24 protein-coding genes and 1 tRNA gene are annotated in these 22985 nt (G+C 66.3%); 20 read left to right on the top strand and 5 right to left on the bottom strand.

Translation table 11 applies throughout. The features are described 5' to 3' along the window. Positions 1–23 precede the first annotated feature (23 nt). Genes ACFC0O_RS37245 through ACFC0O_RS37205 form a run of 9 tightly spaced genes read left to right on the top strand, consistent with a single transcriptional unit; the run spans position 24 to position 6610 of the window. Complete coding sequence (locus ACFC0O_RS37245; protein WP_375966665.1) at positions 24–1349, top strand: FtsK/SpoIIIE domain-containing protein; 1326 nt, start codon at positions 24–26, stop codon at positions 1347–1349. Then, the gene (locus tag ACFC0O_RS37240; protein ID WP_375966664.1) at positions 1346–1528 is read left to right on the top strand and encodes a hypothetical protein; all 183 of its coding nucleotides are present in this window, start codon (positions 1346–1348) and stop codon (positions 1526–1528) included. Before ACFC0O_RS37245 ends, ACFC0O_RS37240 begins: the two co-directional genes overlap by 4 nt. Then, positions 1525–1749, top strand: a complete 225-nt coding sequence (locus tag ACFC0O_RS37235) for a hypothetical protein (protein ID WP_375966662.1) — start codon at positions 1525–1527, stop codon at positions 1747–1749. Before ACFC0O_RS37240 ends, ACFC0O_RS37235 begins: the two co-directional genes overlap by 4 nt. Then, complete coding sequence (locus ACFC0O_RS37230) at positions 1746–2072, top strand: hypothetical protein (RefSeq protein ID WP_375966661.1); 327 nt, start codon at positions 1746–1748, stop codon at positions 2070–2072. Before ACFC0O_RS37235 ends, ACFC0O_RS37230 begins: the two co-directional genes overlap by 4 nt. After that, complete coding sequence (locus ACFC0O_RS37225; protein ID WP_375966660.1) at positions 2069–2731, top strand: hypothetical protein; 663 nt, start codon at positions 2069–2071, stop codon at positions 2729–2731. Before ACFC0O_RS37230 ends, ACFC0O_RS37225 begins: the two co-directional genes overlap by 4 nt. Beyond that, positions 2731–3414: a DNA methylase gene (locus tag ACFC0O_RS37220; protein ID WP_375966659.1), complete on the top strand. Its 684-nt coding sequence runs from the start codon at positions 2731–2733 to the stop codon at positions 3412–3414. The genes ACFC0O_RS37225 and ACFC0O_RS37220 overlap by 1 nt, the downstream gene beginning before the upstream one ends. After that, the gene (locus ACFC0O_RS37215; protein ID WP_375966657.1) at positions 3414–5171 is read left to right on the top strand and encodes a replication initiator; all 1758 of its coding nucleotides are present in this window, start codon (positions 3414–3416) and stop codon (positions 5169–5171) included. The genes ACFC0O_RS37220 and ACFC0O_RS37215 overlap by 1 nt, the downstream gene beginning before the upstream one ends. A 9-nt stretch (positions 5172–5180) precedes the next feature. Then, positions 5181–5399 (top strand): helix-turn-helix transcriptional regulator, encoded by a 219-nt coding sequence (locus tag ACFC0O_RS37210; RefSeq protein ID WP_375966655.1) that lies wholly within the window; start codon positions 5181–5183, stop codon positions 5397–5399. Then, positions 5399–6610 (top strand): tyrosine-type recombinase/integrase, encoded by a 1212-nt coding sequence (locus tag ACFC0O_RS37205; RefSeq protein WP_375966653.1) that lies wholly within the window; start codon positions 5399–5401, stop codon positions 6608–6610. Before ACFC0O_RS37210 ends, ACFC0O_RS37205 begins: the two co-directional genes overlap by 1 nt. A gap of 40 nt (positions 6611–6650) precedes the next feature. On the opposite strand, the gene ACFC0O_RS37200 is transcribed toward ACFC0O_RS37205, so the two are convergent. From ACFC0O_RS37200 to ACFC0O_RS37190, 3 genes are all read right to left on the bottom strand, one after another. Next, positions 6651–6724 (bottom strand) — tRNA-Pro (locus ACFC0O_RS37200). Between the two features lie 160 nt (positions 6725–6884). Next, positions 6885–8042: a serine hydrolase domain-containing protein gene (locus tag ACFC0O_RS37195; protein WP_375966652.1), complete on the bottom strand. Its 1158-nt coding sequence runs from the start codon at positions 8040–8042 to the stop codon at positions 6885–6887. 148 nt (positions 8043–8190) lie between these two features. Further along, entirely contained in the window at positions 8191–9516 is a 1326-nt protein-coding gene (locus ACFC0O_RS37190; protein ID WP_375966650.1) for a DUF2786 domain-containing protein, read from the bottom strand. A 156-nt stretch (positions 9517–9672) separates the two neighbouring features. Here ACFC0O_RS37190 and ACFC0O_RS37185 point away from each other — a divergent pair, with 156 nt between their 5' ends. The 8 genes from ACFC0O_RS37185 to ACFC0O_RS37150 all read left to right on the top strand — a co-directional run bounded on the left by ACFC0O_RS37185 (position 9673) and on the right by ACFC0O_RS37150 (position 17792). Then, positions 9673–10575, top strand: a complete 903-nt coding sequence (locus ACFC0O_RS37185; RefSeq protein WP_375966648.1) for a ketopantoate reductase family protein — start codon at positions 9673–9675, stop codon at positions 10573–10575. A gap of 235 nt (positions 10576–10810) precedes the next feature. Continuing rightward, the gene (locus tag ACFC0O_RS37180) at positions 10811–11026 is read left to right on the top strand and encodes a heavy metal-associated domain-containing protein (protein ID WP_364633053.1); all 216 of its coding nucleotides are present in this window, start codon (positions 10811–10813) and stop codon (positions 11024–11026) included. 49 nt (positions 11027–11075) lie between these two features. Beyond that, complete coding sequence (locus tag ACFC0O_RS37175) at positions 11076–12449, top strand: MFS transporter (protein ID WP_375966647.1); 1374 nt, start codon at positions 11076–11078, stop codon at positions 12447–12449. A 248-nt stretch (positions 12450–12697) separates the two neighbouring features. Further along, positions 12698–13432, top strand: a complete 735-nt coding sequence (locus ACFC0O_RS37170; protein ID WP_375966646.1) for a helix-turn-helix domain-containing protein — start codon at positions 12698–12700, stop codon at positions 13430–13432. Between the two features lie 88 nt (positions 13433–13520). After that, positions 13521–14873, top strand: a complete 1353-nt coding sequence (locus ACFC0O_RS37165; protein WP_375966645.1) for a glutamine synthetase family protein — start codon at positions 13521–13523, stop codon at positions 14871–14873. Then, positions 14854–15657 carry a gamma-glutamyl-gamma-aminobutyrate hydrolase family protein gene (locus ACFC0O_RS37160; protein ID WP_375966644.1) on the top strand — a complete coding sequence of 268 codons (804 nt, stop codon included), beginning with the start codon at positions 14854–14856 and terminating at the stop codon, positions 15655–15657. The genes ACFC0O_RS37165 and ACFC0O_RS37160 overlap by 20 nt, the downstream gene beginning before the upstream one ends. Continuing rightward, positions 15654–17018, top strand: coding sequence for an aldehyde dehydrogenase family protein (locus tag ACFC0O_RS37155; protein WP_375966642.1), 1365 nt, complete (start codon positions 15654–15656; stop codon positions 17016–17018). The genes ACFC0O_RS37160 and ACFC0O_RS37155 overlap by 4 nt, the downstream gene beginning before the upstream one ends. Positions 17019–17027: 9 nt before the next feature. Then, positions 17028–17792 carry a 3-oxoacyl-ACP reductase gene (locus tag ACFC0O_RS37150; RefSeq protein ID WP_364633045.1) on the top strand — a complete coding sequence of 255 codons (765 nt, stop codon included), beginning with the start codon at positions 17028–17030 and terminating at the stop codon, positions 17790–17792. A 7-nt stretch (positions 17793–17799) separates the two neighbouring features. Here ACFC0O_RS37150 and ACFC0O_RS37145 read toward each other — a convergent pair whose 3' ends face one another. Both ACFC0O_RS37145 and ACFC0O_RS37140 read right to left on the bottom strand, forming a co-directional pair. Then, positions 17800–19350 carry an amino acid permease gene (locus ACFC0O_RS37145; protein WP_375966641.1) on the bottom strand — a complete coding sequence of 517 codons (1551 nt, stop codon included), beginning with the start codon at positions 19348–19350 and terminating at the stop codon, positions 17800–17802. A 101-nt stretch (positions 19351–19451) separates the two neighbouring features. Continuing rightward, on the bottom strand, positions 19452–20210 hold the full coding sequence (locus tag ACFC0O_RS37140; protein WP_364633041.1) for an IclR family transcriptional regulator: 759 nt from the start codon (positions 20208–20210) through the stop codon (positions 19452–19454). A 180-nt stretch (positions 20211–20390) separates the two neighbouring features. On the opposite strand from ACFC0O_RS37140, the gene ACFC0O_RS37135 reads away from it, so the two are divergent. The 3 genes from ACFC0O_RS37135 to ACFC0O_RS37125 are packed head-to-tail and all read left to right on the top strand — an operon-like array spanning position 20391 to position 22982. Next, positions 20391–21422, top strand: a complete 1032-nt coding sequence (locus ACFC0O_RS37135; protein ID WP_375966640.1) for an NrtA/SsuA/CpmA family ABC transporter substrate-binding protein — start codon at positions 20391–20393, stop codon at positions 21420–21422. Position 21423: 1 nt separating this feature from the next. Further along, positions 21424–22275, top strand: a complete 852-nt coding sequence (locus ACFC0O_RS37130) for an ABC transporter permease (RefSeq protein WP_375966638.1) — start codon at positions 21424–21426, stop codon at positions 22273–22275. Further along, positions 22272–22982, top strand: coding sequence for an ABC transporter ATP-binding protein (locus tag ACFC0O_RS37125; RefSeq protein ID WP_375966636.1), 711 nt, complete (start codon positions 22272–22274; stop codon positions 22980–22982). The genes ACFC0O_RS37130 and ACFC0O_RS37125 overlap by 4 nt, the downstream gene beginning before the upstream one ends. Positions 22983–22985 lie beyond the last annotated feature (3 nt).

The following is a 22985-nucleotide window of genomic DNA, read 5'->3' as shown; positions in this document are numbered from 1 at the left end:
TCGTTCGTCCCTTGGGGGTTCCCATGCTCGTCTCGTCCATCGTCTCCGTCGCCGTCCCCGCCTCCGGTGCCCTTGCCTTCTGGGCGTGGATCACCCCCGGTCCCTGGCACCGCCCGCTCCCTCCGCGTGAGCCGACCCCGGAGGAGATCACCTCAGCGGCGCCGGCCGTTTTGCGTCCTGCGGTGTTCGTGCTCGCGGACCCCGAGCAGACCGACCTCATGTTGGCCACCCTCAAGCTCGGCTCCGTCGAGACCGGGTTCCCGCATATCGCGGTGTGGGATTACGACCGTCACGGCCTGCACGTGGATGTGCTGATGCTGGGCGGGCAGAAGTTCCAGGACTGGAACAGCGAGGACGTCCGCGCTCAACTGGCTACCTATCTGGGGGTGCAGCAGGTGACCGTGTCGTCGCCTGCTCCGAGTTGGGTTCGTCTCCAAGTGAGGGTCAATGACACCCTCGCTGTCCCGGCAGTGTCGCCGGTGGCGGTTCACAACGGCGTGGACTTGGAGGCGGCCCATATCGGTGTCCGTGAGGACGGCGAGCCCTGGCTGCTTCGCATCCTGTATTCGCACACTCTGCTGGCCGGTGCCACCGGTTCGGGTAAGGGCTCGGTGCTGTGGTCGGTCCTGAATGCGCTCGGCCCCGCGATCAAGTCGGGCCTGGTGGATGTGTGGCTCGCGGATCCCAAGGGTGGCGCGGAGTTCGGCCGCGGTGAGGGCCGCTTGTTCGTCCGCTTCGCCACCACGGTGGACACGATTCTGGCGATGCTGAACGAAGCTGTCGAGCTGATGGACGAACGCCTCGCCAATATGCGCGCGGCCGGTGTGCGCAAGCATGTGCCGACCGTGGATGAGCCGCTGATCTGGATTCCGATCGATGAGGCTGCCGCGCTGTCGTCCTACGCGGACCGGAACCAGCAGGAGGAGTTCCGTCGCCTGACCGGTCTCCTGCTGTCCAAGGGCCGCGCCGCTGCCGTATCGGTGTTCGCCGCCTTGCAGGACCCGTCCAAGGAGACCATGCCGAACCGGCAGCTGTTCCCGGTCCGGATCGGGCTCCGCCTGGATGAGCCGACCCAGAACGCCATGGTCCACGGCCAAGGCGCGAAAGATCGCGGTGCGCGCTGCCATGAGATCTCCGACCAGACACCGGGAGTCGGCTACGTCGGCGAGGACGGCTCCTCCGAATTCGTGCGGGTTCGCGCGTTCTGGGTCAGCGACACCGATGCCGACGCGATCGTCGAGGCGTACTCCCCTGCGCCCGAGATCACCGGCCCGACAGAGGATTACAGCGGTTTCGACCCTGATGATCTCGGCGACGAGGGTCTGGAACCTCCGGCGGTGGCGGCATGAGCCCGGTGCGAGTGCGGCTGACCGGTGAGCTTGACGGCATCACGCAGATTCTTACGGACCTGATCGGGTCCAACGCCTACAGCGTGACCGTCGATCCGAGCACCTATCCCGATATCGATGACGGCGGAGTACACGTCTACGCCCTTGTCGACCTCGATGAACTGGAGATCAGGAAATGACTACCTCCCAGAACAGCGACACGCCGCCCGCGGCCGATCGCACTGTGCGACTGCGCCTTTCCGGGCGACTCGGGGACATCACCACCGTGCTCGCGGATCTGGTGGCCTCCAACGCATTCCGCATCGAAGTGGACGACAGGCCGTACCCGAACCGCACCGGTCTAGATGTGCGGGTCTACGCCGAACTGTCCCTTCCGACCGAACAGGACCGCCGAGCATGAAAAAGGGATTCGTCACCGAGACCGTGATCGCGGCCTATTGCAGCGACTGCGGCGACCAATGCGAGGGCGATACCGGCGGGCTGGTGTTCGCCTCCGTCGAGGCCGCCTCGGACCCCGAGAGCGGTGTTCCCGCCTACGGCTGGGAGATCGACGGCGACCTCCTGACCTGCGACAACTGCCAGGGTCGGGTCGATTGCTCCGAACGGGGTCACGCCTGGCTGGACTGGCGGACGATCACAACAAAGGTCGACGGACGCGAGCACGCCAAGCGGGTCCGGCGCTGCGACCGCTGCTGGGACCGCGAAGTGGAGGTGCTGTCATGAGCGCCCCGACCGCCCGCCACGCGCGTGCCTCGGCCGACAGCGATCCTGTCGATGCCCTCCTGACCGCTCTCGGCTATCTGCTGGGCTGGGTTGTCCGGGCGGTGTTCGTAGTCCTGTGGTGGGCGTTGCTCTTCCCGATGATCTCGGGGCCGATCGCCCTGGCTATCGCCGCCTCCGTGCGGTTCGGCACATCGGTGAGCGTGATAGTGGCCGCGGTCAGTCTGTGCCTGCTTGGTGCGTGGAAAGCTCAGTGGCCCAGCTCATTCCGGCGCTGCGTGACCGGTCGAGCGCGGGTGCGGTTCCTGCGCTGGTTCCGCTATCGCCGCCGTTGGGCGCGCCGGTTGACCGCGTGCAAGCTCACCGATGGCGATGCCGACGCGCTGTACGTTCCGCATCTGCGGTCGGTGCAGATCGGTGAGCACATCGACCGAGTGCGGGTGCGGATGCTCGAAGGCCAATCCCCCGAGGACTACCACGTGCGCGCGGTCCGACTCGCTCACGCGTTCGGCGCGCAAGAATGCCGACCAATCGACGCCGGACCCGCGGTGGTGGAACTGGTGTTCCGCCACGGTGATCCGCTCGCCGACACGATCCCGCTACCCGACAAGCATCCGCGCACCTTGCCCCGGCACCGCACGACCGGGAAGGACGCGGCCTGATGAACACCACCCACTCGTCTTCCCGGCCGCCGCGGCTGCTGGATCTGTTCAGTTGCGCCGGAGGTGCCGGAACCGGCTACCACCGTGCGGGTTTCGACGTGGTCGGGGTCGATATCGCCGATCAACCCCGCTACCCGTTCACCTTCCATCGCGCCGACGCCCTGGAGTTCCTCACCGAGCACGGGCACCAGTTCGACGCCGTACACGCCTCCCCGCCCTGCCAGCACTACACCCCACTGCACGCCCTGCACCCCGACAAGTCCTATCCGGACCTGGTCGCGGCGGTCCGTGACGCCCTGGACGCGCTCGGCCGCCCCTACGTGATCGAGAACGTGATGGCCGCCCCGCTGCGCAAGGACCGCTCGATCACCCTGTGCGGGGGCATGTTCGGGCTGCGCACCTACCGACATCGCCGATTCGAGAGCCCCCTACCCTTGGCCGCGCCGGAGCACCCCAAGCACGTGACCCGCACCGCCACCCGCCAGCGCCGCCAACGCTGGGCCGAAGGCTGGCACATCTCGGTCACCGGCGACGTGGGCCGTTACGTCGGCCCCGAGGCCATGGGCATCGACTGGATGACCGGCGATGAACTCTGCCAGGCGATCCCGCCCGCCTACACCCACCACATCGGTGCTCAACTCCTGGCCGCGGTTACCGGCCACACCACGAGGGAGGCCGCGTGATGTCCACCGACCCGATCCCGGCAACCCCTACCGATACCGCCCCCGATCAGCTGACGGCCGCCCAACGACGCGCGCTACCGAACATGGCCGATATCGCCCAAGCGTCGGCCGACAAGTTCGGGGTATGCAGACGACCGCTGCCGATGCGCGCGTTCGACCCGTCGACCGGAGAGTCGAAATACGTTGGCGCGGCGTGCAAGTCGACACGCGAATCGGACTGCCCGAGTTGCGCGGCCAAGGCACGCGCACTGCGGTTCACCCAATGCCGGGAGGGCTGGCACCTGCCGGAGGAACCGGTCAGTGACCGCGCCGAGCCCAGCGACTATCAGCGGGACCTGCTGACCGCCCGGGCGGATTGCCTCGGTGCCTACAAGGACGCCCGCGAGCGCGGCGATGAGGATGCCGCGCAAGGGTTCCGGGAGGTGATCGCGGACCTGGACCGAGAGCTGAAAGCCTCGGGGATCTCCGGCCGGATCAAAGGCATTGACGCACAAGCCAAACCGCGCACGACGCGTTCGACCAAGCGGCGGCAGGATGTGCCGAACCTGCCGCGCCTGAAGGTGGACAAGACGACCGTGGGACGCGTCTACGCCGACAAGTACCAGCCCTCGATGTTCGTCACCTTCACCATGGATTCCTACGGCCCGTGCCATCGCGACGGCGCGACCGACAAGAACGGCAAGGTGTGCGGGGACGGCTCGCCAGTGAACCCCGAGACCTACAACTACCGCCGCGCCGCCCGCGACGCGATGTTCTTCCCCCGCCTGTTCGACCGCACCATGCAGAACTGGCGCAGAGCCACCGGCCGCGACGTGCAGTACTTCGCCGCGGTGGAACCCCAGCGCCGCGCGGCCCCGCACGCGCATATCGCGGTTCGGGGCACCGACCCGCACGCCCTGATCGATCAGGTTCGCGCCGCGAGCTATCACAGCCTGTGGTGGCCGCACTTCGACGATGAGCGGTACACCGACGACGCGATGCCGATCTGGGTGCCGGAGGCGGGCACGTTCGTGGACCCCGAGCACGGCTACATCCTGCCCAGTTTCGATGACGCCCGCGCGCTCATCGATGAGGACGAACACGCCACCCCCGCGCACGTGATCCGCTGGGGAGCCCAGATCGACCGCCAAGCCATCGGCGAGACCGACCCCGACGGCGAGACCCCACCGGTACGCCCCGGCAAGGCCAAGGGCGTGATCGCCAAGGACGCGAACCGGCTGATCGGTTACCTGACCAAGTATCTGACCAAATCCATCGCCGAAGTCCTCGAAGCCCCGAACGAGCGCACCCGCCGTCACTATGAGCGACTGCACCAGGAGATGCGGCGGACACCGTGCTCGGAGAAATGCGGAGTGTGGCTGCGCTACGGCATCGTCCCGCGCGGCGCCAGCGCCAAAACCCAGCCCGGTCGCTGCAAGGGCAAAGCGCACCGGCGCGACACCCTGGGACTGCGGGGTCGCCGGGTGTTGGTCTCGCGCCGCTGGTCGAACAAGACCCTCCCGGATCACAAGGCCGATCGGATCGAATTCGTTCGGCAACTGCTCGCCGCGGTCGGCATCGCCAAGGCCGAGGACTCCAAACGGTGGGTGGTGCGCCTGGTCGAACCCGGCGACCCCGACATCCCACCCCGCGAGCATTTGATCCTGGGTGAGATCTACCGCCGTTCGATATGGCGCAAGGAACTGCTGGATGCTCAGCTGGCGATGGCGGAATCGCCTGATGTGCAACCGATTTCGATCAATGCCGACGCGGCCTAGGGGGTTGTCATGGATTCAGGGCGATTGGTTGACGGCCGGTGGTATACGACCAACGAGTTCGCGGCGCTGATGGGGGTTGATCCGTCGAGTGTCCGACGCTGGCGGACCTCGGAGACGCCCTATGGTCCGGCGTATGTGCGGGTCTCACCTCGCGTGGTGAAGTACGCCGCGGAGGATATCGAGGCATGGTTGCGCGAGAAGCGGGTTGATCCCGGGAAGGCTGCATGATGACCGATTCGGTGAATCTTCCTGTAGGCGTGCGCCTTTCGTGTGACATCGAGGAGCGTGACGATTACGGGCGACGGCCGTTCAAGGCTCGGGTGCGCTGGACTGTGCCGGGCACGAAACGGCGGCCCTCGATCACTCAGCCCTTCGAGACTCGCGAGGAAGCCGAAGCCTGGTTCGAAACGCTGCGAGCCAAAGCAGCCCATGGGGTCGATCCGAAGACGGCCACGATGTCACTGGCTCAGTACGGTACGGCCAATCTCGATCTTGCGATGCGTGGACTGGCGAAGAAGACCCTCGACCCGTACAAGGCAGGCTGGACCAAGCGGGTGGTGCCGACGCTGGGCCATATTCCCGTCGCCATGCTCAGCAATGGTGCGGTGGACCGCGCGGTGGTCGGCTGGATCGGCGAGGGCGTGAGCAAGTCGACGGTGAAGAACACCCTCGCGGCGCTGTCACGGGTGCTCGAACAGGCCAAGCGGGACAACTTGATCGATCGCAATCCGGCGGAAGTGAAGGGGTGGCAGAAGCTCTACCGGCAGATCGAGGATGAACTCGAAGATCCTCGGGCGCTGGCACTTCCGAATTGGACGGCGCTGCTCACCCTGTCGGATGCGTTGGTGCAGAGATCTTCTGGCCAGTATCGGGGCTGGGGCGAGGTGGTGATTTTTGCGGCGTGCACCGCGGCGCGGATCGGTGAGATCTCGGGCTGCCGGGTCCGAGACATCGATCCGACCACGTGGACGTGGACCGTACGACGCCAGACCACGCCCTCCCCCGGCGGCATGGAAGACAAGGGCACCAAGGGAAATCGTGCGCGCGTGGTGCCGCTGATCGAAGAAGTTCGGCAATTGGTGACCGAGCGATTGGACGCGGTCGGGCGAGACAACAAGGACGCTCGCCTGTTTCGGGGACCGCGCGGCGGCCGGATCGCCACGGGGGTGCTGCGCGATGCGACCCATTGGGATGAGGTGGTCGCCGCGCAGGGATTCGAGTGGCTGCGTCGGCATGGCCTGCGTCATACGGCGCTGACGTGGATGGCGGACGGCGGGGTGTCGCTGCATGTGCTCCAGCGCATCGCCGGGCATGCCGACAGTCGCACGACGGAGAAGTATCTGCATCCAGATCATCGGGAGATCGCCGCCGCCGGAGACAAGCTCTCCCGGCATCTGCGGTCCCGTTCTGGTCCCGCTCTGCGGGTGGTGGGGAAATGAGAAATCCCTCCCCGACCAGGTCGGAGAGGGATTTCTTACGTCGGGCTGACAGGATTTGAACCTGCGACCACTTGACCCCCAGTCAAGTGCGCTACCAAGCTGCGCCACAGCCCGTGGTACTGCTTGCACTCCGCTGCGCTTCGTGCTCGATGAGATTACATCAGGACCCCCCTGTTCCTCCAAATCGGCTGGTGCCGGGCGATTCGGAGAGGTGGGGAGGGGGTGGGAGGTGGGGGCGAATCGTGGTCTGGGGCAAGGGTTGTGCGGGGTGGGGTCAGGGGGTGCAGATTGCTGTGTTGAAGGCTTGTTGGAGGGCGGTGGTGGCGGTGGGGGTGTCGGAGCGTTGGTTGGCCATGAGGGTTACGGCTCGGCCGGTGGTGGTTATGCCGTCGGAGGTTTTGAAGCCGGGGATGGAGCCACCGTGGCCCCAGACCTGTTTATCGCAGGGGACGGTGAGGTTGGCCAGGCCGAGGGCGTAGTTGATGCCGGCGGGGCGGTTGGTGAGGGGTTTAGGGTTTTTCTGCATTTCGGTTAGTTGGGTGGGGTTGAGGAGGTTTTCGAAGAGGAGGGCGGTGAAGAAGCGGTTGAGGTCGGTGCCGGTGGAGACCATGGCTCCGGCGGAGGAGGCCCAGGAGGTGTCCAGGCGGGTCAGGTCGGCTCGGTGGCCGTCTACAGATTCGTAGCCTTGGGGGTGGGGGTCGCGGAGGTCTACTTCGCCGGGGGCCGGGATGTAGGTGGATTTCAGGCCCAGGGGGGTGATGACGCGGCGGGTGACCTCGTCGGAATACGAGTTGCCAGTGATTTTCTCTATGAGCATTCCGACTATCAGGTAGTTGGTGTTGCTGTATTCGGCTTTTTCGCCGGGCGGGAAATGGGCGGGCATGGTGGTGAGGGCGCTGTGGACCAGGTCGGCGGGGTTGAAGTGCTGGGTGAGCATGGTTTCGTAGTCGCCGTCGAGTTGCGGCATTTCGAGGTATTCGGGGAGGCCGCTGGTGTGCTGCATGAGGTTTCGGACGGTGATGTGATTGCCGTCGATGCCGTCGCCCTGGACTACGCCGGGGAGGTAGCGCTCGATGGGGGCGTCGAGGTCCACTTTGCCTTCGGCTACCAGTTGCATCACGACGGTGGCGACGAAAGTTTTTGTGTTGCTGCCGATTCGGACACGGGCGTCGGCGGGGAAGGGTGTGCCGGTATCGGCGTTTCCGACACCGGCGGCCGCGGTCCATTCCTGACCGTTCTCGGTCACCACGATGCGGACACCCGCTATGCCCGCGGCCACTACGGCATCGAGTGCGCGTTGCACCTCGGCTCGACTGGAGTCCGAGAGAGGTTGCGGCGCAGCGGGTTCCGCGCCTGAGGTGCATGCGGCCAGGGCGCATGCCAGGGCTACGCCGCCCACCAGGATTCGACTCGCTCGCAGCTTCGACGTCATGGATCGAGGGTCACACGGCGGGGGTGGCGGGCACATCGGCCGCAGGTCCTATGCGCACCCCGAGACTCCCCCCGACAACCCTGCCTGTCCGAGGGGATGGCTGGGTTCGGCGGGCCCTGCCGATCTAATGGTGGGGTTCGGTCGAGCCCTACCGATCCAGAGGGCGTCGAGAATCCAGGCGAGCGTGGTTTGCGGCGGCGCGGCCCGCATCCCAGCCTTCGGCGCTGCGGATGGCGATGCCGCGACTACGGGCTTGCGGGAACAGGTTGTCGAAAGCGGTGTCCACGACGATTTGATGCGAGGCCAGAACGGGCAGGAGGCGTTCCGGCGCAACGGATTCCGCGATCGTCGCGGCTGTCGCCGCGGCGAGGCGTTCGCCGATTCGGGTGGCGTAGGCGACGAGGAAGGCTTTGCGGTAGACCCGGCTGCGCGCCTCGTCGGTGGCGGCGTCGCCGCTGGCGATCATGGCGCGAGTGGCCTGCACCAGCAGCGAGGTGGACAGGAGTTCGACGGCGTCGAGGTCGGCTTCGTCGCCGACGATGGTGACGAACCCCCATTCCGCGAAGAAGATGGCGCGGCTGCGGTTGGCATTGGCCACCACGTCGATGAGCAGGGCTTTGGCGTCTGTATACGGTGTATCGAGCCAGATGCGGCGGGCTCCCGGGAGATCGGGGACGGCACTGTCCGCATCGACCAGCACGCGGTCGAGTGCATATTTGGTCATCAATTCCTGTGCTTTGGCCGAAAGCGCTTCGGCCTCTTCGGGGAATGAGGTCGATTCGGCCTTGGCGAGCAGACCTCGAACTCGGCCCAGCACTTTTTCGTCGACATGATGCGGGATGTCAGCGACCGGTCGTGCGGTGCCGGGCAGTGGCCGGATGAGTTCCATTTTCGGCAGCAAGATCAATAGGGCGAGTGCCTCGATGACCGTGGTCAGAGCCTCCACCGGGGTCAGCATGTGTTTGGCCGACCATTGCGACAGATATGACGAAGAATCGGTCCACCAGACTTCCGCATTCAATTCGCCGAGCTGAATGAGCCAGGTTTCATCGATGGTCGCGGGCGCGAATGGCCGCATATAAGCAGGCATGGCATCGGTGGTGAAACCGATCCCGAAAGTATCGAGCCGTCGTCGCGCCGCTTCTGCGACGTCTCCGGGCAGCCAGCCGTTCTCGAATACCCTGGCGATAATGCGCTGACCTGCGAGTTGTGCACCGTGCTCGACCTCGGCGGCGAGCGGCCCGGCACCGGCGAACAGCGTGCCGAAGCGTTTGGCGATCGCCGCGTCGCCGCGCGCGGTCTTGCTTTGCGCCCCGCTCTGCGCCGACTGCATGGCCGCCGTCATGATCGCATTACCGAATTCTGCGGCGGTCGGTTGCCGATCCTCGGGGACACCCAGTGCCGCCCAGAATTCGGCATCGCTCTGCTGCGCCCGCTGCTTGGCCGCGCGATGTTTGCGATTCGGTTTAGCCATGGCTTGCCCGCGCGTGGTTCCCTGTCACCCGTCGACCCTATTTCACCGGGTTCCGAGGGCGTCATGGGCCGGGCGGCCGGACCATCGGACCGGTCCGCCATACTCGGGTGGTGGCGGCCACCTTTCCGAGGGGCCGACCGGTGAAAGGAACTCGCCTTGGCGAACAATGAACTGACAGTTGCGATTCTGGGTCCGGGTGGTGTGGGCGGATTGCTCGCCGCGTTGCTCGCGCGGGCCGGTAATCGGGTGATCTGCCTGGCCGGACCGGAGACCGCGGCGAGCCTGCGCAACAATGGAATTCAGGTCCGCAGTGCGCAATTCGGAGATTTCACGGCGCGGGTCGAGACGGATACCGAGCTGCGCGAGCCGGTGGACGCCTGCCTGATCGCGGTGAAACACACGGCGTTGGATGCGGCCTTGGATCGCATTCCGGCCGAGGCGCTCGGCGATGGACTGCTCGTTCCGCTGCTGAACGGTGTCGAGCATCCGACGCTGCTGCGCGGTCGCTATCGCCCGGATCGGGTGTCCCCCGGCATAATTCGGGTCGAATCGACCCGAGTGGCCCCGGGTGTGATCGAGCATGCGAGCCCATTCGCGGAGATCGATCTGACCAGCGAGGCGGTTCCCGAGTCAGCACTGAAGTCGCTGGCCGACGCCCTCACCGAAGCGGGCCCCACGGTGCGGATTCTCGGGAACGAGGCCGCCGCGCTCTGGGCGAAGATGTCCTTCCTTGCCCCGTTCGCCCTGCTCACCACCCGATACGCCGTCCCGCTCGGCGAGATCCGAGCCGAGCACGGCGATGAGCTGGCGGCCCTGGTGGCGGAGACGGTCGCCGTCGCCCGCGCGCACGACGCGCCCATCGACGCGGCCCAGGTCCTGGCTCGCTACAACGCGTTCCCGCCGGAGGCCAAATCCTCGATGCAGCGTGACGCGGAAGCGGGCCACCCACTCGAATTGGATGCCATCGGCGGCGCACTACTGCGCGCCGCGGACAGCCGGAACATCGCGGTCCCGGTCGCCACGCGTCTCGTTCAGGAACTGCAGGCCCGCCTGCCCTGACCCGCAGCGCGCATCGAGTCCAGCGCAGAGTCGCGAGGGGGTAGTGCCGGCGGGAACTACTCACCTGTTGCCGTCGCCATTACCCCCTCGGCAACTTCGCGGATTCGTGTCGACCGACCAGCTCGAGGTGGGTGACCCAGGTCATATTGATACCCCTAGGGGGTAGGGGTTTATAGTCAGCGCGGCGGATGTTCCGCCATGACGGGCAAGCCCGTGACGTGCGAGGAGAACGGCTATGAGCAGCGACGCGAACGGCAGCAGCTACACGGTTTCCGGAATCACGTGTGGTGGATGCGTCGGGAAGGTCGAGGCCGCGGTGGGGAAACTCGCCGGGGTCGACGGCGTTCGGATCGAACTCGCCACCGGGCGGATGAATGTTCTCGGGGCGGGCGACGACGCATTGATTCAGGCCACTGTCGAGCAGCTGGGCTACCGGGTAGCCAAAGGCTGAAGTGAAGTCCGCCTCACCGGCTCGGTGACGCGGACGGGAGGACCGTTCGATGATCACCATGCTGTTCCGGAATCGCGACTATCTGAGATTGTTCACGGCGCAGGTTTCGGCGCTGTTCGGAACCGGATTGACCACCGTCGCAATGGGATTGCTCGCCTATGAGCTGGCGGGGGCGGATGCGGCGGCCGTGCTGGGCACGGCGCTGACCATCAAGATGCTCGTGTACGTCACGGTCGCGCCGGTGGTGGCGGCCTATGCCGATCGGCTGCCGCGCAGGCCGTTCCTGTTCGGGCTCAATGTGATTCGCGGGGCCGTGGTGCTGGCGCTGCCGTTCATCGATCAGGTGTGGCAGATCTACGTGCTGATCGCGGTATTGCAGACGGCTTCGGCCGCGTTCACGCCCACCTATCAGGCGGTCATCCCGGATATCCTGCCCGATGAGCGGGAGTACACCCGCGCGCTGTCGGCTGCGCAATTGGCCGCGACCATGGAAACGCTGCTCAGCCCCATGCTGGCCGCTGCGGCGCTGTTGTTGATCAGCTTCCATTGGTTGTTCATCGGCACCGCAATCGGATTCGTGATTTCGGCGGGGCTGGTGCTCGGCACCCGCATTCCGGATGCCGGAGCCACCACCGCGGGCGATTTCCGCGAGCGGCTCACCGTCGGTATGCGAATCTTCGCGGCCACCCCGAGACTGCGCGGGCTGCTTGGGCTGAATCTCGTTGTCGCGGCAGCCGGTTCGGTGATCATGGTGAATTCCGTCAACTACGTGCGCGATACGCTCGGCGGCACCCAGACCGGTGTGGCGATTCTCTTGGCCGCCAATGGTTTCGGGACGATGCTGGTCGCGCTGGCACTCCCCCGCGTGCTGGATCGGGTGGACGCGCGGCCGGTCATGCTGGCCGGTGCCGCGACGCTGATCACCGCCCTCGGCGGCGCAATCGCACTGTCCCTGGCGGATTCCGGCGACTGGCGTTGGGCCGCGGCGCTGACGGTGTGGGCCGCCACCGGCGCGGGCACCGCCGCGATACTCACCCCGACCGGGCAGGTGTTGCGCAGCTCGGCTCGGCCCGCCGATCGGCCCGCGCTGTTCGCGGCGCAGTTCTCGCTCTCGCATCTGGCCTGGCTGCTCACCTATCCGATCGCCGGATGGCTCACCACCGCAGCCGGTTTCACCATCACCTGGCTGACCCTGGCGGCACTCGCCGCGACGGGAATCACCGTGGCGATGCGGATGTGGCCACGGCACGATCCGCAGGAGATCACCCATCTGCACGAGGTCGGAACCATAGACCCGATCCGCCTGGCCGATGCCATCCGAATCACCGATCGCCTGTATGAGCACACGCACGCCTACGTCATCGACCCCGAGCACCCACGCTGGCCGAGCGCGCAGCACCGGCAGCCCGTACTGGCAGCGTGAGATGACAGTCGCACATCGGCGGCCTGGGCAATGCCCACGGCCGCCGGTGTGAACCGGCACTTCGCACGCGATTTCACCCGCCGCGTGTGAGGCAGGCGGCACCGCCACCGCGGAACGCTGAGGTGAGAGCTCCGGCCGCCGAGCTCCGGCCGCCCACCTCGACGTTCGGAGGTACTGTGCTACCCCACCATCCGCAATCGTCGGAGTCCCACGCGCTCGATCGCCCCGAGCCGCCCCGGTTCGGGGATATGTTGCGGCGGCTGCGGGAATCCCGGCGTATTTCGCGGGAATCGCTCGCTTTCACCAGTGGCGTGAGCACCAGTTATCTCTCGCATCTCGAGCGGGGGCGCAGAGATCGGCCGGGGGCGGCGGTGCTCGCCGCGTTGCTCACTTCGCTGGATCGGGTGCGGGTGGTCAGTCGGGCCGAGCGCAGGCTGTGTTTCGATCTGGCCGGGGTGAGCATGCATGGCGCTCCGTCGCCGCGTCAGTTGCGCGAGGCGATTTCCGGTGCGGCGCATCGGGGGATGATGCTGCGCGAGGGGTTGGCGGCGTATGTGGATGCCCGGCTCACCGTGCTGGCCTGCAATGCGGCGTTCGCGGCGGCGCATCCCGGTATCGGGGAATCCCGCGGTCTGCTGCACTGGTATCTGGAGACCGGTCGGTCGAAACAATCGATCGAGAACAGGGATGAGGCGTTCGCCCTCCTCGTGGGCTGGCTGCGCGGCCTGGCGGGTGGGCTGCACAGTTCGGACGCGTTCGGGGAACTGGTCGCGGATTTGGGACGGTTCCCCGAGTTCGAACGCGTCTGGGCCGAGGCCGAACCTTTCTACTTCGAGGCCCCGAAGGTGTTGCGGCTGCGCGATTCCGGCACCGGCGCGGAGTCCGCCGTCGCCATCCAGGCGTTCGGGGTGGATTCGGTGCGTTTTCCGGGTTGGATCCGGTACCTGCAGGGCAGCCCGGCGGATCCCCGCGACACGCGGTGATCTCCTTGCGGATTCGGGCACGGGCGGGGCGTCGGTTCGCTTAGCGTGAGGCGGTTGCCGTCGAGAGAGGTCACTGATGCGAGCCGGGATGCTGAGTGTTGCGGAGCTGGTGGGTCAGGTCGAGGCGGGGGCGATCGACACCGTGCTGGTGGCCATGACCGATATGCAGGGGCGATTGCAGGGGAAACGTTGTTCCGCACGGTATTTCATGGAGGAGGTGCTCGATCACGCCACCGAGGCGTGCAATTATCTGCTGGCCGTCGATGTGGAGATGAATACGGTCGACGGGTACGCCATGTCCTCCTGGGACACCGGATACGGGGATTTCGTACTGCGGCCGGATCTGTCGACGCTGCGGCTGGTGCCGTGGTGGCCGGGGACCGCGCTGGTGCTCTGCGATGTGGAGCGGGTGGATTCGGACGGGCAGCCGGTGACGGCCTCACCCCGCCAGGTGCTGCGGGCGCAGCTGGATCGACTGGCCGAACACGGGCTGTACGCCTATGCCGGGACCGAACTCGAATTCCTGGTGTTCGACGACAGTTACGAGGCGGCGTTCAAGGGCGGATACCGGCAGCTGACGCCTTCTAATCAGTACAACGTCGACTACTCGATGCTCGGGACGGCGCGGATCGAACCGCTGCTGCGCCGGATTCGCAATGAAATGTCCGGGGCCGGAATGTATGTCGAGTCCGCCAAGGGCGAATGCAATCCCGGCCAGCACGAGATCGCGTTCCGCTATGACGAAGCGCTGATCACCTGCGACAACCACAGCATCTACAAGACCGGAGCCAAGGAGATCGCCGCACAGGAGGGGCGCAGCCTCACCTTCATGGCGAAATACAATGAGCGCGAAGGCAATTCGTGCCATATCCATCTGAGTCTGCGGGATGGTTCGGGTAAGCCGGTCTTCGCCGGGGACGATGCCGACGGCGGTTCGCCGCTCATGCGCCACTTCCTGGCCGGGCAACTCGACTGCCTCCAGGAGTTCACCTATCTACTGGCACCGAATATAAACTCGTACAAGCGCTTTCAAGCGGGCAGCTTCGCGCCCACGGCGGTGGCCTGGGGCCGGGACAATCGCACCTGCGCGCTGCGCGTGGTCGGGCACGGTCCGGCGCTGCGTTTCGAGAACCGGGTGCCGGGCGGGGATGTGAATCCCTACCTCGCGGTGGCGGCCACCATCGCCGCCGGATTGCACGGCATCGAACAGCAACTACCCCTGGAACCGGAATTCCAAGGCAACGCCTACGTGTCGCAGCGGCCCCGGGTACCGCATACGCTGCGGGATGCGGCGCGCCTGTTCGGTGAGAGCAAGGTCGCGCAGCGGGCGTTCGGTGAGGATGTGGTGCGGCACTACCGGAATGCGGCACAGGTCGAATTGGACGCCTTCGACGCCGCGGTGACCGATTGGGAGCGGGTGCGTGGATTCGAACGACTCTGAGAGCGTTTCCGGGGGCAGCGGGCTGCCGAGCGACTCGGCGCGGTCGGCCAACGGTGACGCGGAGTCTCGGCGGCCGTTGATCGGCCTGCCCACCTACTCCGAGCGGACCAGGTTCGGGCATTGGGATGTCGATGCCGCGGTGCTGTCGCGGACCTATGTCGATATGACCGAGCGGGCGGGCGGCATACCGGTGTTGTTGCCGCCCAGCGGGACCGCGCGGCCCGAGGTGATCGAGCGCCTCGACGGACTGGTGCTGACCGGTGGGGCCGATATCGATCCGGAGCGGTACGACGCGGAGCCGCACGAGGCGACGCGCGGGCTGCGCACGGATCGGGACGCGTCGGAGTTCGCGCTGTTCGAGTTGGCGCGGGCGGCGGGCATGCCGGTGCTGGCGGTCTGTCGCGGACTGCAATTGGTGAATGTCGCCTTGGGCGGCACACTGCATCAGCATCTCCCCGATGTGCTCGGGCATACCGATCACGCCCGCACGCCCGGCGTTTTCGGGGTGACCACGGTGCGGACCGTGCCCGGTTCGCAGGTGGCCACGATCGCCGGAGCCGAGGTGACGGTGCACTGTCATCACCATCAGGCGATCGATGTGCTCGCCGACGGTCTCACCGCCACCGCGCACGCCGCCGACGGCACCATCGAGGCGGTCGAGACCGGCGAGGCACCGTTCCTGGTCGGCGTGCAATGGCATCCGGAGGAGAATTCCGCCGACGACCGCCTCATGCGGGCGCTGGTGGAACAGGCGACACGCTATGGAAGGGAGCGCAATCGGTGACAACGACCCAGGTGATCAACCCCGCGACCGAAACGGTCGTGGCGACGGTGGAAGCGGCCGATCTGGCCGCGACGGACGCCGCCATCGAGCGGGCGCAACGGGCGCTGCCCGGCTGGCGGGATATCGCGCCGGGTGATCGCGCGCGCCTGCTGCGCCGATTCGCCGAGGCGATCGACGCCGATCTGGAGAACCTGGCGCAGCTCGAGGTGCGCAATGCCGGTCACACCATCGGCAACGCGCGCTGGGAGGCGGGCAATGCTCGCGATGTGCTGCACTACAGCGCCGGACTGCCGGAACGCCTGCTGGGCAATCAGATTCCGGTCGCAGGCGGGGTGGACATCACCTTCCACGAACCGCTGGGCGTGGTCGGCATTATCGTGCCGTGGAATTTCCCCATGCCGATCGCGGCCTGGGGTTTCGGTCCCGCGCTCGCGGCGGGCAATACCGTGGTGCTCAAACCGGCCGAACTCACCCCGTTGACCGCCATTCGTATCGGTGAGCTGGCGACGCAGGCGGGCTTGCCGGACAACGTCTTTCAGGTGATCCCGGGTAAGGGTTCGGTGGTCGGCGCACGTTTCGTGACCCATCCCGCCGTGCGCAAGGTGGTGTTCACCGGTTCCACCGAGGTGGGCCGGGGCATCATGGCCGGTTGCGCCGAACAGGTGAAGCGGGTGACGCTCGAATTGGGCGGTAAGAGCGCCAATATCGTGTTCGCCGACGCCGATCTGGAGAAGGCCGCGGCCACCGCACCGTACGGCGTTTTCGACAATGCCGGTCAGGACTGCTGCGCACGCTCTCGGATTCTGGTGCAGCGCAGCGTCTTCGATCGATTCCTGGAACTGCTGGAACCGGCCGTACAGGGTGTGCGGGTCGGCGATCCCGCCGATGAGGCCACCGAGATGGGCCCGCTCATCTCTGCCGCGCATCGCGAGCGGGTCGCCGGATTCCTGGAGCCCTCCACCAAGATCGCCTTCACCGGTACCCGCGTCGAGGGACCCGGATTCTGGTTCCCGCCAACGGTTGTGCTGCCCTCCTCCCCCGATGACCGCCTCCTCACCGAGGAGGTATTCGGCCCGGTGGTGGCGGTACTGCCGTTCGAGGACGAGGCCGATGCCCTGCGCATAGCCAATGATTCCGAATACGGCCTGTCCGGCTCCATCTGGACCTCGAATGTGGGCCGCGCGCTGCGGGTGGCCCGGGGCGTCGAGGCCGGGAACCTGTCGGTGAATTCGCATTCCTCCGTGCGGTATTGGACGCCGTTCGGCGGATACAAGCAGTCCGGACTGGGTCGTGAGCTCGGCCCGGATGCCGCGCGCGCCTTCACCGAGATCAAGAACGTCTTCATCGCCACCGACAATTAAGGAGATACGTTGCAGCGCTTACAGGATCGCGTCGCGGTCGTCACGGGCGGCGGCAGTGGCATCGGGCTCGCCACGGTCAAGCGGTTCGCCCAGGAGGGCGCGAAAGTCGTTGTCGCGGATATCGATGCCACCTCGGGGCAGGCCGCGGCGACCGAGGTCGACGGGCTGTACGTGAAGGTCGACGTCACCGATGAGGAGCAGGTGCGGGCGCTGTTCCAGACGGCGGTCGACACCTACGGCGGGCTGGATATCGCCTTCAACAACGCGGGAATCTCACCGCCGGAGGATGATTCGATCCTCACCACCGGGCTGGAGGCGTGGAAGCGGGTGCAGGAGGTCAATCTGACCTCGGTGTACCTGTGCAGCAAGTACGCCATTCAGCACATGCTGGAGCGCGGTAAGGGTTCGGTGATCAATACCGCCTCGTTCGTCGCGGTCATGGGTGCGGCGACCTCGCAGATCTCGTACACCGCCTCCAAGGGCGGCGTGCTGTCGATGAGCCGTGAACTCGGAGTTCAGTTCGCGCGCGACAACATTCGCGTCAACGCCCTGTGCCCGGGACCGGTGAACACCCCGCTGCTGCAGGAATTGTTCGCCAAGGATCCCGAGCGCGCGGCCCGCCGCCTGGTACATATTCCGGCCGGGCGTTTCGCCGAGCCGGAGGAAATCGCCGCCGCCGTGGCATTTCTCGCCAGCGACGATTCCTCCTTCATCACCGCATCCCAGTTCCTGGTCGACGGTGGTATCTCCGGTGCGTACGTGACCCCGCTGTAGCGAGGGTTCAGGAGCCGACGGGGGCCTGTTCCCCCGGCGGTTCATCCACGGTGCGCTTCGGCCCGGTGAACCAGCGCCGGGCCGAGGCGAACCACCAGATGGCGATCGCGCCCACCACACCGACCAGCGCGATGGGTGCGTAATTGACCGAGTTCCAGGTGAATTCGGAATTCCAGGGATAGCCGCGATCATCCATCGGCAGGATGAACAGCAGGCTGATGAACACGATCCAGATCAGCGCGATGATGCCGACCGGCCGATACCAGCGCCCGAGTTGCCAAGGGCCGGTACGGAATCGGCTTCCGTTCATGAGCCGCAGCAGAATCGGTATGCCGTAGGCGATATAGAGCCCGATGGTGGCGACCGAGGTGGCTGCCGCGTACGCGGTGGGAGCGTTCTCCGCGGGCACCAGCATCGACGGAATCAGCAGGATGAACGCGAACACCGAGACGAACAGCACCGCGTTGACCGGCACCTTGCGCGCCGACAGCTTGGACCACAGCGCCGAACCCGGCACCGCGCCGTCCCGCGAGAACGCGAACAGCATGCGCGAGGCCGCCGTCACCGAGGCGTAGCCGCAGAACAATTGGGCGATGGCGGCGATGATCAGCAGCAGTCCGGACCAGAACGAGCTGAGCGAGTTCTCCAGAATGTAGATCACCGGATAACCGCTGTTCTTGGTCGGATCCAGCGCGTCGTCCAGGTTCGGGATCGCGAAGGTCACCGCCATGATCAGCAGATAACCGGCGACCGCCGACACGATGATGGTGTTGATGATCCCCTTGGCGGCCATCCGCGAGGCGTCGTGCGTCTCCTCGGACATATGCGCCGAGGCATCGTACCCGGTGAAGGTGTACTGCGCGTGCAGCAGGCCGAGCAGGAAGCTGAACGCGACCCCGCCGAATCCGACCGAACTGTTGTCCACGGTCTGGGTGAAGACGAACCCCACGCTCTGGTGGTGTTCCGCGCCGATGCCGAGCACCAGCACGAAGATCGCCACACCGCCGACATGCCACCAGGCGGAGATATTGTTGATGACCGCGGACAGATGCGGGCCGATGGCATTCAGTACCGCGTGCAGCACCAGAATTCCGGCGAACACCAAAAAGATTGCGGTGCGGTCGGTTCCGATATCGAGCCCGATCACATTGAGCACCACGGTGGTGAAAATCGCGGCGCCGTAATCGATTGCGGCCGTGACCGCGATTTGGCCGATGAGGTTGAACCATCCGGTGAACCAGCCCCAGATCGGCCCGCCCAACTCCGAGGCCCACCAGTACAGACCGCCCGAAGTCGGGTAGGCCGAGGCCAATTCGGCCATGGCCAGCCCCACGAACAGCACCATCACCGAGACCAGCGGCCAGCCCCATGCCATGGTGATGGGTCCGCCGTTGGAGAGTCCGATGCCGTAGCTGGCGAGCCCGCCGGTCAGGATCGAGACAATGGTGAAACTGATGGCGAAGTTCGAGAAGCCCGACCACGATCGGGCCAGTTCCTGTTTATAGCCGAGTTCGGCCAGCCGTCGTTCGTCATCGGACTGGGACTGATTAACGCTCATGCAGACTCCCGCGTGAAAACGCCGCCCTCACACGGCGTTTGCCAGGAGCTCAGTGTGAAGTAAACATGCGTCAACCACACCGCGAATGTGTAAATCGACAGTTACCCATCGATTCGGCCGGCCGCGAACTTGGCGGCGATATCCTGTGCGGTCACCCTGGCGAGTTCGATGAAGAACGGCACGCGTTCGGGAATCATGAGCGCGGTGGGTCCGCGCAGGCCCAGGGCGAATCGGCAGCGATCGTTCGTGTCGAGGATGGGCAGGCCGATGGTGCGGAAGCCCGGATCGAGTTCCTCATCGTTGTAGGCGTAGCCGCGCTCGCGGGTGACGGTGAGTTCGCGGCGGAGTTCGGCCGGGCCGGAGACGGATCGGTCGGTGCCCTCTTCATAAGGCAGGCCGTGCAATTCGTCATCGGTGGCGTCGGACCACGCCAGCAGCGCCTTGCCCAGGGCGCTGGCATGCAGGGGCAGGCGCACACCCTGGAGTTCGTGGCCGTCGGATTCACGCCAGCGGCTGGTGCCAAGCAGGACGGCGTGGATGCCGTGCCGGGTGGCGACCGACGCACTCGCCCCGGTGGTGTTGGCGAGCTGTTCCAGCGCGGGCTCCGCGAGGTAGATGCGGTGCTGGCGGTATGCGATCTGACCGTATTCGGCGAGCGCGCCGCCCATGCGATAGCGGCTCGATTCCGGATCCTTCTCCAGGAATCCGGCCTGCACCAGCGCGGTGAGCAGGCGATGCGTGGTGCTGACCGCCAGCCCCTGCTGCCGTGCGACATCGGAGACGCCGCGCTCCTCACCACCCCGGAAGCAGTCCAGGACGGATAGGGCGCGGGCGACGGTCTGAACGCCGGAAGCTTCCACGGTGCGACGCTAACACAGCCGCACGAGTGGAGCTTTCCGCTATGCGGAAAGGATTTCCGTAGCAGTCGAACTCGATCTGTCAAGCTTTCCGATCCACGGAAAGCATTACCTGGTCGCGGGCCGCTCCCCTCCCTACTGTCCGGAGGCATTGATCGACAATCCGGAACAGGAGTCTCCACGATGTCCCGTAGGCGAGCCCTCATGCGTATCGCACTCGCGATCGTTCCCATCGCCGCACTCGTCGCAGGATGCGGTTCCGACTCCGGCGGCGGTGACACACCGTCGATCGTGCTCAAGGTGGTCGACCCGGGCAATGAGGGGCCGATCGCGATCGGCAAGCGCGACGGCACCTTCGACGCGGCGCTGGCACCACTCGGCGCGAAGATCGAATGGGTCAACACCACACCGGGTTTCAGCTCCATGCTGAAGCTGTTCAACACCAAGGAACTCGACGTATCGGGCGCGGCGTTCAGCCCGGTGGTGGGTGCGCTGTCCAAGGACGTCGGCGTGCGGATCGTGGCGGTGCAGGATCCGGCCGGTAAGGATCAGAGCGGCATCATCGCCTCCCCCGGCTCGGGTATCCACTCGGTCGCGGACCTGGTGGGCAAGCGCGTCGCGGTGAACCCCGCCGCGAAGGGTGAGTACATCCTGCTCAAAGCCCTTGCGCAGGCGGGTATTCCGGCCGACAAGGTGACTCGGGTGCCGTTGCAGCAGAAGGATGCCGCCTCGGCGTTCGCCACCGGCAAGGTCGACGCCTGGGCCTCGTTCCTGATTCCGTACCAGGAGGCCAAGGCCAACGGCGGTATCGAGATCGCGACCGAACAGAGCATCGGCTCCAAGGACAATAGCGTCGTCGTGTTCCGCACCGAGGTGCTGGACAAGCATCCCGCGATCGCGGCCAAGTACCTCGAAGTGCTCCAGGGGCTGACGGCCAAGCAGCACGCCGCTCCCGCCGATTTCGAGAATGTCTTCGAAACCACCGGTCCGCGTGCGCTTTCCGGTGCCCGGCTGAGCGATGCCATCCGCGTCGGCGGTGAGGCCACGGTGCCGCGTCTGCCGTCCGCGACCGATGCGACCGATCTCGCCGATGTGGTGAATGTGTTCTTCGACAATGGCGTGATCACCCGCAAGATCACCGCGGCCGATATTTTCTACGACCTGAAGTCCAAGCTCAACCAGGATCAGTTGACGGCCATCAAGGCGGGCAGCTGATATGGCGGTGATCACCGCGGCTCCGGCCGCAGCGGTCCGGCAGGAGCCGGTGCTCGCCCCACCGCGCAGCCGGGTCGAACGGCGCAGGCCCGCTTGGCTTTCAGTGCCGCTGCGATTCCTGCTGCCCGCCCTGATCTTCGCCGCCTGGTGGATCGGGTCCGCGACCGGGGCGATCGAGCCGCAGGTCATCGCCGGACCGCCGAAGGTGTGGAGCGCGTTCACCGAACTCGCGTCGAGCGGTCAGCTGGCGGACTTCGCCTGGGCCTCGTTCGTGCGCGCCGCGGCCGGGGTCGGGCTCGGCGTGGGTGCGGGGTTGATCCTCGGCCTGGCCGCCGGATTGTCCAGTCTCGGTGAGGAAGTGGTCGATTCGACCATGCAGATCGTGCGGGCGGTGCCGTTCCTGGCGCTGGCTCCGCTGTTCATCGCCTGGTTCGGCATCGACGAGCTGTACAAGGTGCTGTTGATCGCGGTGGCCACCGTCGCGCCGATGTACGCCTACACCTATCTCGGGGTCCGCAATGTGGATCGCAAAATGGTCGAGGCGGCACGGAGTTTCGGATTGCGCGGGCCGCGGCTGGTGCTCGAGGTGATCCTGCCGTCGGCGCTGCCGGGCATTCTGATGGCATTGCGAGTGTGCCTGTCCATCAGCATCACCGGACTCATCGCGGCCGAACAGGTCGGCACGCGTGAGGGTGTCGGATATCTGGTGTCGCTCGCGCAGGAGTACAACCGCACCGACTACATGGTGTTGTGCGTGGTGCTGTACGCGGTGCTGGGCCTGGTATTCGACGGTGCGGTGCGGATCGTGGAGAAGGTCGCCATGCCGTGGCGCAAGCAGGTGGCGATCCGATGAGCACCGCGGTATCGATCACCGGACTGCGGAAGTCGTTCGGCGACAAGACCGTTCTCGACGGCGTGGATCTCACCATCGAACGCGGTGAGTTCACCGTGCTGCTCGGGCCGAGCGGTACCGGTAAGACCACGCTGCTGCGCTTGCTCACCGGGCTCGAAGCGCCCGATGCCGGACAGGTGCTGGTGCCATCGCGCCGCACCACCGTCTATCAGGAGCCGCGGCTCATTCCGTCCAAGCGGGTGCTGGCCAATGTGATTGTCGGGCAGCGGCGTTCGCGGGAGAACCGGGAAGCCGGGCTGCGCGCGCTGGCCGAGGTGAACCTGGACGGTAAGGCCCGGCAGTGGCCCGCCACGCTCTCCGGCGGTGAGGCGCAGCGGGCCGCGCTGGCCCGTGCGCTGGTGCGCGAACCCGAATTGCTGTTGCTGGACGAGCCATTCGCGGCGCTGGACGCGCTCACCCGGTTGCAGATGCAGGATCTGGTGGGCGACCTGGTGGCCCGGCATCGTCCAGCGGTGCTCATGGTGACCCATGACGTCGACGAGGCCATCCGGCTCGCCGACCGGGTGCTCATTCTCGATCGGGGCCGGTTCGCCGTCGACACCGTCATCGACCTGCCGCGTCCCCGCGATCGCGCGGATGCCGAAACCCTGCGGCTGCGTGCCGAATTCCTCGATCACCTCGGTGTGCGGCCGACCGCCGCGCACTGACCC

The organism is Nocardia sp. NPDC056100, from assembly GCF_042266325.1.
Classification (GTDB): Bacteria; Actinomycetota; Actinomycetes; order Mycobacteriales; family Mycobacteriaceae; genus Nocardia.
This window is presented reverse-complemented; position numbering and strand designations above follow the sequence as displayed.